Genomic DNA, 12,028 nt, shown 5'->3' with positions numbered 1-12,028 from the left:
AATTGCTTCATGACCCGACCAGCCGAAACCGATCGAGCACGAGGTCAATAAAATTGGCATTGACAATGTGCACGCTGTTGAGTTCTCAAGGACCAGACGCACTCCCCACACGACACCATCACGATGTCACGCCAGAGAGGCTGGTTCGTTGCCCGGGGAAGCACGGAGCCGGACTGCATCTTCCAGGTCAGTGACCCGGTCAGTGTCTCGGCCGTTCCGTTCTCCGCCTCAGCGGCAACGAGTGATTACTTTACGCACGGGTGAACGGCACCGCCAAGCCAGCTCGACACCCGGGCGTGTCGCGTTGTACGCGGGGTGATGGGTACGCGCCCCCAGGAACGCCGGAAGGCGCGGTGCGAACCCGCACCGCGCCTCCTGGCAGACCCGTCGCCATGGCGACCGGCATCGAGAACGATCCGTCAGTCGGCCGCGGCCAACTGCCCGCAGGCACCGTCGATCTCCTTGCCGCGGGTGTCGCGGAGGGTCGTCGGGATGCCGGCGGCGTTGAGTCGGCGGACGAACTCGTCCTGCACGTGGACCTCGGACGACGTCCACACGGAGCCGGGGGTCGGGTTCAGCGGGATCGGGTTGACGTGCACCCAGCCCTTGCCACGCTTGTTGAGCTTCTCCGCCAGCAGGTCAGCTCGCCAGGCGTGGTCGTTCATGTCCTTGATGAGCGCGTACTCGATCGACACTCGCCGACCGGTCTTCACGTAGTAGTTGTGGGCGGCGTCGATCGCCTCGTCGGCCTTCCACTTCGAGTTCACCGGGATGAGCTCGTCACGGAGTTCGTCGTCGGGTGCGTGCAGCGAGAGCGCGAAGGTCACGGGGATGTCCTCTTCCGCGAGCTTGAGCATCGCTGGCACCAGGCCCACGGTCGAGATCGTGATACCGCGGGCACTCATGCCCAGGCCGTTCGGCTGCGGAGCGACCATGATCCGCACGGCGTCCATCACGCGCTTGTAGTTCGCGAGCGGCTCCCCCATGCCCATGAACACGATGTTCGTCACGCGCTCGGCGTCGACACGGTCCTGCCCGCCCTTGCGCGGGTCTCCTCCGAGTTCCCCGGCGGCGATGGCGGCGTTCGCGCGGACGATCTGCTCGATGATCTCGGCCGTCGACATGTTCCGGGTGAGGCCCGCCTGGCCGGTCGCGCAGAACGGGCAGTTCATGCCGCAGCCGGCCTGGGACGAGACGCAGAGGGTGATGCGACCGGGGTAGCGCATGAGCACCGACTCGACCAGGGCGCCGTCGTGCAGCTTCCAGAGGAACTTGATCGTGTCGCCCTTGTCGGTCTCGAGACGACGGGTCTCGGTCAGCAGGGGCGGCAGCATCCCGGCGACGAGTTCCTCACGCTGGGCCGCCGGCAGGTCGGTCATCTTCGCCGGGTCGGACGTGTAGTGCGTGAAGTAGTGGGTGGCGAGCTGCTTGGCGCGGAACCCGGGCAGACCGAGTTCCTTCACCTTGGCTTCGCGCTCCGCCACCGTCAGGTCCGCCAGGTGCACCGGCGGCTTGCCCCGCTTCGGGGACGCGAACTGCAGCAGCGGCCGACCGTCGGTCCCGGTCGCCTGCTGCCATCCTTCGGTGCGCGGGCGCACCTGCGGGCGGGCAGAGCGCTGCTCCTCGAACGGTGTGCGGGTGTCGGTGGCCATCACTCCAGCTTACGGGAGGCCCGCAACCCCTCGAGCGCGCCGGTCCGGCCCGTCAGGTGGTCGCCGCCCCCGGGGTCCGTGTCCCGGTCCGGGTAAGGGCGGTCGCCGCTCAGGAACCGGCGGGCAGGAGCCGGCTGAAGTGGTGCGCGGCCGGGTACATCGGGACGATGTCGACGACCTCGCCCGGGTGGGGTGCCTGGAGCACGAGCCCCTGGCCGAGGTACAGGCCGACGTGGTCCTCGTCGTCGTAGACCACCATGTCGCCCGGCAGCGCCTCGGACTCGGGCACCGTCGTCGCGGCGGCGTCCTGTGTCGGGACGTAGTGGGCGAGCTGGATGCCGACCGCCTGGTACGCCACCATCGTCAGCCCGGAGCAGTCGATGCCCGAGTGGCTGGCCCCGCCCTCGACGTAGGGGTCGCCGAGGTACTGCAGTGCCGTCTGGAGCACGGTGGCGCGGTCGCCGCCGGCCGAGAGCGCAGCCGACAGTGCCGACTTCGCCTGGGTCTCGGTCACGCCGAAGCGGAGCACCAGCGTCGGGTACGACACGATCGAGGTGGTCGTCACACCGTCCGAGGACACGATCGGCACCTGGACGTCGTGGGCGACCGTGTAGGTCTGCAGGTCCTGCGACGTGGTGGTGGTCGCCGGAGCGGGGACGGCCGTCGCCGCCTCCGCCGGGATCGACAGCGACAGGGTCGAGGTGATCGCGAGCGCCGGGGCGAGGAGCAGCGCGGCACGCTTGGCGTTCGCGGCGCGGCGGACGTGGCGCGGGTCGGCGACGCGCTCGGCACGGCGTGCGGCGTTCCGTGAGACGAAGGCGTTCGTCGCGGGCTGCACGGCTCGGGTGGGAGCGAGCGCGACCACGCGGGCCGGGCGCTGGTGCTCGACGAAGGTGGAGCGGGCGACGGCCGGACCCGCTGCGGAGCGGCGGCCACGGGTGCGCGGTCCGGGTGTGGAGGTCGGGACGGGTGCGGCTCGACGGTCGTCGTCGAGTGCGGGCAGAGCGTGGCGTCCCATGGTTCCTTCCGGGTCCGAGCCGCCCGGTCTGAGCGACGACTCGGGAAGATAACGTATTGGTCACGAACCTGATCTCGCCTGGGGAACCGGGCCGCGAACCTGCGGTCCGTCACAGGCTCGCCGACCCGACCCGACCCGTCCCGTCCCGCCGGACCGACGCGTCTCGCCGGACCGACACGTCTCAGCGGACCGACGCGTCGCACCGGCGGGACTCGTCACGCGGAGGCGAGCCGGGCCTCCCGTCCCTCGGCGAGCGCGTCGAGTCGTGCCGCGAGCGCGACCACGGAGGCATCGACCGGGGTTGCCGCGTCCGCGGCGAGCGCGCCGGGCACCGGTGCCCCTGCCCGGAGTGCGACGGGCAGGACGCCGGCCCAGGTGCCGTGGTCCTCGCCGTCGTCGGGTGACTCCCCCACACCGGCGGCGCGGACCTTGACGCTGGCGGCGTCGAGCGGGAGTTGCAGGACCTGGGTCTGGCGGACCTCCTTCGCGGTCATCGCACGCAGTTCCGCCCGACGACCCGGCATGAGGTGGTCGGACACCTGGCGGAGCGCGTCCGCCCGGAGCTCGGCCGGCACCACGGTGGCCCGTCCGACCACCATCGCGCTGCGGTAGTTCGCCGAGCTGTCGAAGGTCGAGCGGGCGAAGACGATGCCGTCGACGTGGGTGATCGTGGCCGAGACGGGGACGCCTCCGGTCCCGGCGTCGAGGAAGAGTCCGCCGCCGGTCGAACCGTGCAGCAGCAGGACCGGTCCGGCACCGAGGTCGCCGACGCCGTAGAGGAAGGGCAGCACGATCGGGAAGCCGTCGCGGACCAGGCCGACGTGGGCGACGAAGCCCTCGGCGAGGACCTGGCGGAGGGCCTCGGGGTCGGTCTGCTGGCGGTCGCGGAGGCGTCGGACGGTCAGGGAGGGCAGGGCGTCGTCGGTGGGCACACCTCGACGCTAGGGTCGGGACTGGATCAGCACGTAGACCAGATCGGGGCAGTTCGAGTGGACCAGTCGAGCAAGGTGGCCGCCGTCGTCGCCCGGGTCCGACGACTGGTCCACGACGGGACGCTCGGCGCCGACGACCCGCTGCCGTCCACTCGTGCCCTGGCGGCCGAGCTCGGGGTGGCGCGCGGGACCGTGGTGGCGGCGTACGAGCAGCTCGACGGCGAGGGCTACATCCGGACGCGTCACGGGGCCGCTGCACGGGTGGTCGGGGGTGCGGCCTCCGGCGCGGGGACCCGGCCGGTGGCGTCCGATGCGGACCCCGGTCCCCGGGTGGGCGGCGGGACGGACGTGCGCCGTGCCTCCCGCCCGGGGCCGCCGCTGGACTGTCGGCCGGGGATCCCCGCCGTCACCGCGATCAGCCCGCGGGACTGGCGGGCGGCATGGCGGGCTGCCGCCGAGGCACCGCTGCGCAACGAACTGTCGAACCCGCTGGGCCTCCCCGCGCTGCGGGAGCAGGTCGTCGCGCAGCTCGGTCTGGCGCGCGGCTTCAGCCCGCCGGTGTCCGACGTCGTGGTCGCGGCGGGGACCTCGGAGGCACTCTCGCTGCTCGTCGAGGCACTCCGGTCCCGACTCGGTCGTGCCCCGCGAATCGCGGTCGAGGACCCCGGCTACCGCTCCGGCCACCGCGCGCTGACGAGTGCGGGCGCGGAACTCGTCGCCGTGCCGGTCGGGCCGGACGGCATCGACCTGGCGGTCCTCGCGACGACCTCGGCCGATGCGGTCGTCGTCTCGCCGACGCACCAGTACCCGCTCGGGTCCGTGATGCCGGTCGGTCACCGGCGGGCGCTCCTCACGCAGGCCGCCGTGGCGGGGATGGTCGTCGTCGAGGACGACTACGACTCCGAGCTCAGACACCGTGGCACACCCGTTCCGGCGCTCGCGGCGCTCGACACCGAGGGGGTGGTCGTGCACCTCGGCGGGTTCTCGAAGACCCTCGACCCGCGGTTGCGGTGCGCCTACGTCGTCCTGCCGGGCTCGGCCGGTCCGCTCCGTGACGCGGTCGTCGCCGCGCGGACGTCGCGTGGCGCCGTCGTGGCGGAGCCGGTGCAGGTCGCGATCGCCCACCTGCTCCGGACCGGCGCGTACCGGCGGCACCTGGGCCGGGTCCGGCGGGACTACACGCACCGCCGTGAGCGGATCGCGCTCCGGCTGACGGACAGCGGGGTCCCCGGCCTGGAGGCTCGTGCCCTGACCGGTGGGCTGCACGCGGTCCTGACGTGGCCGGCTCCGGCGGCGGGTGCGCCTGTGACGGGCGCTGGTGCGGCCGTTCCGTCCGGCGCGGACGTGGCGGCGCAGGCGGCTGCGGCCGGGGTCCTCGTGGCCGACCTCGCGGACTACGAGACCGAGCGCGGGCGGTCCGGCCCCGGGGCGGCGCTCGGGTACGGGACTGCGCTCGGGTACGGGGTGGTGCTCGGCTACGGGGCGGTGACGCTGCCGGAACTCGACCGGGCGCTCGACGTGGTGCTCGCGGCGATCCGCGGACCGGTGGCGACCTGACCGGAGTGGTGCAGCCTCCCGGCCGTCACGGATGACGTCGAGGACGCACGCGGCCGGTCACCGTCGGCGGACGCGCTCCGTGGTGCCGGTGCGCCAGAGGTCGTCCAAGGACGGGACCGGCATGTCCGCCGGGATGGCCCAGCCCCGTCGCGCCGCCTTGCGGGCGGAACGGTAGGTGGTGACGTGGAGCGGCTCCACGTCGTGGTTCGATTCGTACTTCGTCATGGCGTGCTCCCTGTTCACGGCGCCCACCCTCCGCTGGCGATGTCCGGCTCCGGAAGACGGGGCCTGCGACCACCCGCGGACTGCGGGACGCGAGACGAACTCTCTTCTTGGCGGGGACGCTACGTGACGTCGGAGGCGGCCGGGTGAACTGCACCGGAAGACAGCGCCATGCGGACGACGCCGCTGCGGTGAGACGCCGGCGTCACTGCGAGACGCCCCTGAACGACCGAGACGCCGCGGACTTCGGCGGCGTCTCGTCAACTCGGCGGCGTTTCGGGGGCTGCGCGGCGCCTCGGCCTCGGCGCCTCGGGCTGTGTGGCGTCTCGGCCCGCCGCGGATGTGCGTCGGGGCCGTCGCGGGCGGCAGGATGGTCGCATGTCTGATGCACCTCCCGAGGGGATCGACGAACTGCTCGCAGCCTCGCGAGGACTCCTCGGAGTCGTCGCACGGTCCCTGGCCCCGGCGCTCGAGGACGTCACGGTCCCGCAGTTCCGCCTGATCGTCCTCGTCACCACCCTCGGCCCGACCCGCTCCGGCGACCTGGCCGAACGACTGGCGGTCGGGCCGTCCACCCTCACCCGCAACGTCGACCGGCTCGTCGCGGACGGCTGGGTCGAACGACTGCCGAGCGCGGAGAGCCGCCGCGAGGTGCTCGTCGGCGCCACGGATCAGGGTCGCGCGCTGGTCGCCGACGTCATGGAGCGCCGTCGCGTCGAGATCGTCGGGCTGCTCGCGAGCCTCGGGGAGGACGAGCGCGCCACCGTGTTCGCCGGAGCCGCGGTGCTCCGACGGGCCATGCACGAACCGCTGCTCGAGGAGATCTCGGGCTTCGGCGGGTGAGGTCCTCGCGGCAGCGCTGACCGTCCGAGCTCAGCTCTGTCCGGGTTCAGCCCCGTCCGAGTTCAGCCCCGTTCGGCCTTCTCCCGCGTCGCACGCGCACGCGCCTTCTGCCGAGCGGCCTTCTCCCGACGCCGCCGCAGCTTCGGGTCGTGTCGCCGACGGTGCACCACCACCGGCACGCCGACGCCCAGGAAGACCACGCTGCTGATCGCCACCCCCACCGACCGGTGCAGCGCGCGGGTGTTCCGGTCACGCGCAGCGTCCGACGCCGGCACCACGGAGTCCCGATCGCCCGGGTCGACGAGCACCGCGAACCGCTGTCCGCGGTGGAAGGCGTCCTCGTCGCGCGACGAGTACCGCTCGAGCTCGGTGGTGCTGCTCCACCCGTCGACGGTCTGCTGTGTGGTCGGGATCCACTCGTCCCAACTGCTGTGCCGACCGTGGTGGTGTTGCTTCCGGACGCTCACCACCTCGGCGGTGGCGCGCACCCCGATGCGATGGAGTTCCACGTTCTGGTCGTGCGCCGCGACCGCCGGACCGAGCCCGAACGCCGTGACGATCAGGCCCAGCGTGCCGAAGTAACCCAACAGGTTCGGCAGGAGCTGCCACACCCCGGCTCCGAACCGACGCCAGGTGAGCGGCTGGGCCGGTCGGCGAGGACGTCGACGACGAGCGGGCCGCCGCCCGGGGTGCCCGGGTCGAGCAGGTCGGGTCACGCCCCGACCTCCGGACACGCGTCGACGTGTGGGTCCGCGTCGGCCTCCGACACCGCGTGCCGCCGCAGATCCCGTCGGCGGACGACGATCAACGCAACGATGACGGCGAGGACCACCGGGAGCAGGAGGACCGGCGGGAAGGAGTACGGGTTCCCTGCGACGAGGCCGGTCAGCAGGAAGAACGGCCCGGTCGACAGCACCGACGAGACGAGGGCCACCACCACCCAGCCCCACACGACCAGGCGCGTCAGTTGAAGATCGCGGGCCGCGAGGTCGTTCGAGGCGTAGTGCGGCGCCGGTCGTCGGAGCGCCCGACGCGCGAGGGCCAGCACGAAGGCCAGGACGATGCCGAACAACACCAGCGCCCCGACGAAGCCGCCGGGGCCGAAGCTCAGTCCGAGCCCGAGGCTCAGGCTGGCACCGATCGACAGCGGGATGCACACGAGGACGACCCCGACGTGCACGAGCCGCCGCGCCGGCCCTGCGACCAGCATGCCGAGTCCGGCGAGGACGGCCGCGACGGGGACACCGCCGAAGACCAGCCCCAGGACCGCCTGGCCGAGGGGTTCCGGCAGTCGCAGGAGCCGCCCGAACGGCAGGCTCAGGAGCGCAGCGTTGACCACGACGACGGCGACCAGGACGATCGTCGCGAACACCCACGAGCCCGCACCCGGCCCCGCCGACGGCTCGGCCGCCCTCGCCCCCGCGTGCTCCTCGTCCGGCCACGGCACTGCTGGACCCGTCATGTGTTCCTCCTGTCCCCTCCTTCCATCCTGCCCACCTCGGCCGCTGGCGTCCGGGAGGCCCGCCGCAGCCGAGCGCGTCTCGGTCCGGGGACGACGGGCAGCGACCGTCACACCGGAATGGACGGCGCCGGAGCGCGCTTGTCGCGTCCATGACCTCACCAGCGGATCGACGCGGATGGCTCAGCGTCCTGTCGGTCGCCCTCGGCTCGTTCGTCCTCGTGCTCTCGGAGTTCCTGCCCATCGGGCTCCTGCCCGCCATCGCCGACGACCTGCACGTCGGCATCGGCACGGCTGGCCTCATGGTCGTCTTCACGGGCCTGACCGGCGCGGTCGCCGCCCCGGTCGTGACCGTCGCCACGTCGCGACTGGATCGTCGGACCGTGCTGCTCGGTCTGACGGTCCTGCTCGTGGTCGCGGACGCGCTGGCGGCACTGGCCCCGACGTTCTGGGTCCTCCTCGTCGCACGCATGCTGCTCGGGGTCGGCATCGGCGGGTTCTGGGCGATCGGGGCCGGGATCGCGGGCCGCCTCGTCCCGCCGGCGTCCGTCATCCGAGCGACGTCGCTGATCACGGCCGGGGTCTCGGTCGCGACGGTGGTGAGCCTGCCGCTCGGCGCCTTCGTGTCGTCGCTCGCGAGTTGGCGGCTGGCGTTCGTCATCGGCGGCGCGCTCGGCATCGTGGCACTCGTGCTGCAGCTCGCGATGCTGCCGCGCATCCCGTCGGTTCAGCGGGTGCGCTTCGCGACGCTCGGCGGACTGCTCCGGGTGCAGCGCGCCCGGGTCGGGCTCATCGCGACGGCGTTCCTCTTCGTCGCCCAGTTCGCCGCGTACACCTACGTCGCGCCGTACCTGCAGGAGTCCGTGCGCGTCGGCCCGGACACCGTCACGCTGGCGCTGCTCGTGTTCGGTGTCGCCGGCATCGCGGGGAACTTCGTCGCGGGCGTGACGCTGAGCCGGAACGTCATCGGCACGATCGGGGTGTCGAAGATCGTCCTGGCCGCCGCCGTCGTCATGCTGCCCCTCGCGGCGCACTCGGTCGTCGGGGTGTTCGCCCTGCTCGTCGTGTGGGGCTTCGTCTGGGGCGCCCTGCCGCTCGGGACCCAGACGTGGATGTCGACCGCGTCCCCCGGCGGTTCGGAGAGCGGTCTGGCCCTGTTCGTCACGACGATCCAGTTGGCGATCGCGGCCGGCTCCGTGGTCGGGGGCGTGGCCGTGACGGGCTTCGGGCTCGCCGCCGACTTCTGGTTCGCCGGTGCCGTCGCGGTCATCGGCGCGGTCGTGCTCCTGTCGCTCGGCTCGCGACGGTCGAGCGCCGTGCCCGGGGTCGCACCCGCACCCGCGACCGGACCGGTTGCGACCGCAGCGGCGGACTGAACGGGTCCCGGACGGCGCGGTGCCGGACGGGAAGCATGAGCCGGACGGGAGGCGCGACTCCGTCCCGGTGCGATAGCCCTTCAGCCGACGTGCGAGCCGGGCACCGGAACCCGCACCGCACTGATCCGTCCGGCGTGCGTCCGGGCCGTGGTCGCCGGGTCGTAGCTGTCCGCCGTCGCCAGGTACAGCGTCCGCCCGTCCTCGCCGCCGAGGGCGCAGTCGATCGCACACCGACCGGGAGCGTCGATGCGGTCCGTGACCTCGCCCCCTTCGACGACCCGGAGGAACTCCCCCGTGTCGACCGAGCACACCCAGATCGCACCCTCGGCGTCGACCGTGCTGCCGTCGGGGGTGACGCCCTCGGGCAGCGCTGCCCACTCGCGGCGCCCGGTCAGGGACCCGTCGGGTTCGATGTCGAACGCCGTCAGCTTCCCGCCCCACGTCTCACTGACCACCAGGGTGCGGGTGCCGGGCAGGACGTTCGCACTGTTCGGGAACACCAGACCCTCGGCCGCCAGGCGGAACGACCCGTCCTGCTCGATGACGTAGAGGGGACCCGGACGGAGTTCCTCGCCGGCGTAGAGGTCGTAGCCGAACGCGCCGATGTAGGTCCGGCCGGTCTCGGGGTCGACGACCAGGTCGTTGACGAGCGACGACTCGACCGACGACAGGTCCGCGAAGACGCTCGTCGCGCCGTCATCCTCGACGGCCACGACCGTGCGGGACTCCATCGAGCTGACGATCAGGCGACCGTCCGGCAGCCAGCCGAGGCCGGACGACTGCCCGGCGACCGTGGCCTCGAGACGGGGAGCGGCGTCCGCGCCGCCGTCCGGGTCGATCGAGAAGACCTCGCCGGTGTGCATGTCCGAGTACCAGAGCCGACCCTCGTGCCAGCGGTTCCCCTCGGGGAAGCGGATGCCGGTGACGACGTCGGTCGCGGAGTCCAGGGTGATGTGCACCAGGCCAGCATGCCAGCCGCCCCACTGCCCGATCGCAGCATGTGTCCGGGCTGCTCGTCGACAGCTGGAACTCGAAAACGCCGAGGGCCGGTCCGGCACGTGGTCACCGCCGCCAGCTGTGACAGGCGCTGTCGATCGCGACGAGCAGGTCCCGAGGGTCAGGCCTCGGTGGGGAACGCCGCATGGACGGCACGGACACGGAGGAAGTCGAGCTTCTCCGCGTCCGTGCCGCTCTCGGTCGTGGAGTACACGACGAGCTTCACGTCGGAGTCGGGCACGGTGAGGACGTCGCAATCGAGCGTGACGTCCCCGACGAGCGGGCTGTGCACGGTCTTCACCATCGAACGGTGAGCGGCCGCACGCCCCTCGTCCCACAGCAGGGCGAAGCGCGGGCTCTCGGCGCGGACCCGGGCGATGAAGGCCCGGAGCCGGGTGTCACCGTCCAGCACGGCTGCGGTCCGGCGGAGGTCGGCGACGAGGGCACGTTCGAAGCTGTCGGGGCCGCCGTGGGCGGTCGCGACGTCGGCGATGCTGTCGTCGATGAACGTCTGGACGATGAGGTTCTGATTCGGATCGCTGCGCGTCGACGGTGCCCCGAAGAGGGCCTGCCACAGCGGCGTGGAGTGCAGCAGCGTCCAGTCCGCGGCGAACACCGCCAGGGGCAGGTCGGCCATGCGGACGACCATCCGCTGCACACCCGGCGGGATGTGGTGCGAGACCGTCCCCGTCCGGGGCGGAGCGAGGCCGGCGGCATGGTGGAGGAGGTCGGTCTCCGTGCGGTCGAGCTGCAGGGCCCGGGCGAGCGACGTGACGATCTGCGCCGACGGCGTCCGCGAGCGCCCCTGTTCCAGTCGCATCACGTAGTCGACACTGACGCCGGCGAGTTGCGCGAGCTCTTCACGGCGGAGGCCCGTCGTCCGCCGCTGCCCGGAGGACTCCATCCCGACGTCCGCCGGGAGCAGCCGTCCTCGCCATGCGCGGAGCAGCTGGGCGAGGGTGTCGTCGTCAGCGGGCATGGCCCCATCATCCGCCGATCGCAGGTCCGCAGCCTGGTACCGCTCGTCCCAGGCAGCCGGGCCTGGGACGCTCGGGCGTCGGGTAGCACGATCCGTCCCTGGCTGACCATCGTCGCCTCCGCACACCCTGGACTCCGATCCGCAGCGGCTCGATCCGCTGCCCGCAGAACCAGGGAGCATCATGACCACCACCCTCATCACCGGCGGCAACAAGGGCCTCGGCCGCGAGACCGCACGACGCCTGGTCGGCGCCGGCCACACCGTGTGGATCGGAGCCCGTGACGCCGATCGCGGCCGCGAGGCTGCCGAGGCCCTCGGCGCCTCGTTCGTGCAACTCGACGTGACGGACGACACGTCCGTCACGTCGGCGGTCGCCACGGTCCGCGAGCAGGCCGGGCACCTCGACGTGCTCGTCAACAACGCCGGGATCCTGGGCGACGTCACCGCTCCCGAGCACATGACCGTCGAGCAACTCCGCACCGTCTACGAGACGAACGTGTTCGGGGTCGTCCGTGTCACCAACGCGTTCCTGCCGCTCCTCCGGCTGGCGGAGGCTCCGTCGGTCGTCAACGTGACCAGCGGACTGGGGTCCTTCACGCTGGTCCACGACCCGGACCGTGTCGAGTCCCAGTACCCCTTCGCCGCCTACGGGTCCTCGAAGACGGCCCTGACGATGCTGACCATGCAGTACGCCAAGACCACACCCGACGTGCGCTTCAACGCCGTCGACCCGGGACAGACCGCCACGGAGTTCACCGGGCACCTCGGCCACAGCGTCTCCGAGGGTGCCGACGCCGCGGTCCGCATCGCGACCCTCGGTTCCGACACGCCGACCGGGACGGTGACCGACCGCGAGGGCGTCCTGCCCTGGTGACGAGGGACGTGCCCGCGTGACGGGCGAGGCGGGCTGGTCGCGTCCCTCCAGGAAGGGAGTCGCCTGGAGGGGCGCGACCTGCGGGACGCGGAACCGCTTCGAGATCCCCGTGCCCGAGGA

12 protein-coding genes are annotated in these 12,028 nt (G+C 72.4%); 4 read left to right on the top strand and 8 right to left on the bottom strand.

The window, feature by feature from the left end; all coding sequences use genetic code 11:
* Window positions 1–419: 419 nt before the first annotated feature.
* The 3 genes from rlmN to DEJ24_RS12790 form a co-directional block, all read right to left on the bottom strand.
* Window positions 420–1,652 (bottom strand): 23S rRNA (adenine(2503)-C(2))-methyltransferase RlmN, encoded by a 1,233-nt coding sequence (rlmN, locus tag DEJ24_RS12800; RefSeq protein WP_110905192.1) that lies wholly within the window; start codon window positions 1,650–1,652, stop codon window positions 420–422.
* A 109-nt stretch (window positions 1,653–1,761) separates the two neighbouring features.
* Complete coding sequence (locus DEJ24_RS12795) at window positions 1,762–2,670, bottom strand: C40 family peptidase (RefSeq protein WP_111078933.1); 909 nt, start codon at window positions 2,668–2,670, stop codon at window positions 1,762–1,764.
* A gap of 215 nt (window positions 2,671–2,885) precedes the next feature.
* Window positions 2,886–3,602 carry a pyridoxamine 5'-phosphate oxidase family protein gene (locus DEJ24_RS12790; RefSeq protein ID WP_111078932.1) on the bottom strand — a complete coding sequence of 239 codons (717 nt, stop codon included), beginning with the start codon at window positions 3,600–3,602 and terminating at the stop codon, window positions 2,886–2,888.
* A 57-nt stretch (window positions 3,603–3,659) separates the two neighbouring features.
* Here DEJ24_RS12790 and DEJ24_RS12785 point away from each other — a divergent pair, with 57 nt between their 5' ends.
* Window positions 3,660–5,159, top strand: coding sequence for a PLP-dependent aminotransferase family protein (locus DEJ24_RS12785; RefSeq protein WP_181436604.1), 1,500 nt, complete (start codon window positions 3,660–3,662; stop codon window positions 5,157–5,159).
* 57 nt (window positions 5,160–5,216) lie between these two features.
* Here DEJ24_RS12785 and DEJ24_RS16950 read toward each other — a convergent pair whose 3' ends face one another.
* Window positions 5,217–5,384 (bottom strand): hypothetical protein, encoded by a 168-nt coding sequence (locus DEJ24_RS16950; RefSeq protein WP_181432950.1) that lies wholly within the window; start codon window positions 5,382–5,384, stop codon window positions 5,217–5,219.
* A gap of 375 nt (window positions 5,385–5,759) precedes the next feature.
* On the opposite strand from DEJ24_RS16950, the gene DEJ24_RS12780 reads away from it, so the two are divergent.
* Complete coding sequence (locus DEJ24_RS12780; RefSeq protein WP_111078930.1) at window positions 5,760–6,224, top strand: MarR family winged helix-turn-helix transcriptional regulator; 465 nt, start codon at window positions 5,760–5,762, stop codon at window positions 6,222–6,224.
* Window positions 6,225–6,286: 62 nt separating this feature from the next.
* Here DEJ24_RS12780 and DEJ24_RS12775 read toward each other — a convergent pair whose 3' ends face one another.
* Both DEJ24_RS12775 and DEJ24_RS12770 read right to left on the bottom strand, forming a co-directional pair.
* On the bottom strand, window positions 6,287–6,835 hold the full coding sequence (locus tag DEJ24_RS12775) for a hypothetical protein (protein ID WP_111078929.1): 549 nt from the start codon (window positions 6,833–6,835) through the stop codon (window positions 6,287–6,289).
* A gap of 101 nt (window positions 6,836–6,936) precedes the next feature.
* The gene (locus DEJ24_RS12770) at window positions 6,937–7,686 is read right to left on the bottom strand and encodes a hypothetical protein (RefSeq protein WP_146245985.1); all 750 of its coding nucleotides are present in this window, start codon (window positions 7,684–7,686) and stop codon (window positions 6,937–6,939) included.
* Between the two features lie 149 nt (window positions 7,687–7,835).
* Between DEJ24_RS12770 and DEJ24_RS12765 the strand changes: the two genes are divergently transcribed.
* Window positions 7,836–9,059: an MFS transporter gene (locus DEJ24_RS12765; protein WP_111078927.1), complete on the top strand. Its 1,224-nt coding sequence runs from the start codon at window positions 7,836–7,838 to the stop codon at window positions 9,057–9,059.
* Window positions 9,060–9,139: 80 nt separating this feature from the next.
* On the opposite strand, the gene DEJ24_RS12760 is transcribed toward DEJ24_RS12765, so the two are convergent.
* Together DEJ24_RS12760 and DEJ24_RS12755 are read right to left on the bottom strand one after the other, a co-directional pair.
* On the bottom strand, window positions 9,140–10,018 hold the full coding sequence (locus DEJ24_RS12760) for an SMP-30/gluconolactonase/LRE family protein (protein ID WP_181436603.1): 879 nt from the start codon (window positions 10,016–10,018) through the stop codon (window positions 9,140–9,142).
* A gap of 158 nt (window positions 10,019–10,176) precedes the next feature.
* Entirely contained in the window at window positions 10,177–11,034 is an 858-nt protein-coding gene (locus tag DEJ24_RS12755) for a helix-turn-helix transcriptional regulator (protein WP_111078925.1), read from the bottom strand.
* Window positions 11,035–11,215: 181 nt separating this feature from the next.
* Here DEJ24_RS12755 and DEJ24_RS12750 point away from each other — a divergent pair, with 181 nt between their 5' ends.
* A complete protein-coding gene (locus DEJ24_RS12750; protein WP_111078924.1) occupies window positions 11,216–11,908 on the top strand; it encodes an SDR family NAD(P)-dependent oxidoreductase in 693 nt (230 codons plus the stop codon).
* Window positions 11,909–12,028: the final 120 nt, after the last annotated feature.

The sequence above is a fragment of the Curtobacterium sp. MCPF17_001 genome (assembly GCF_003234615.1).
In the GTDB taxonomy this organism is placed as follows: Bacteria; Actinomycetota; Actinomycetes; order Actinomycetales; family Microbacteriaceae; genus Curtobacterium.
Note: the sequence above shows the minus strand (reverse complement) of the source record. Positions and strands in the feature narration are given on the sequence as shown.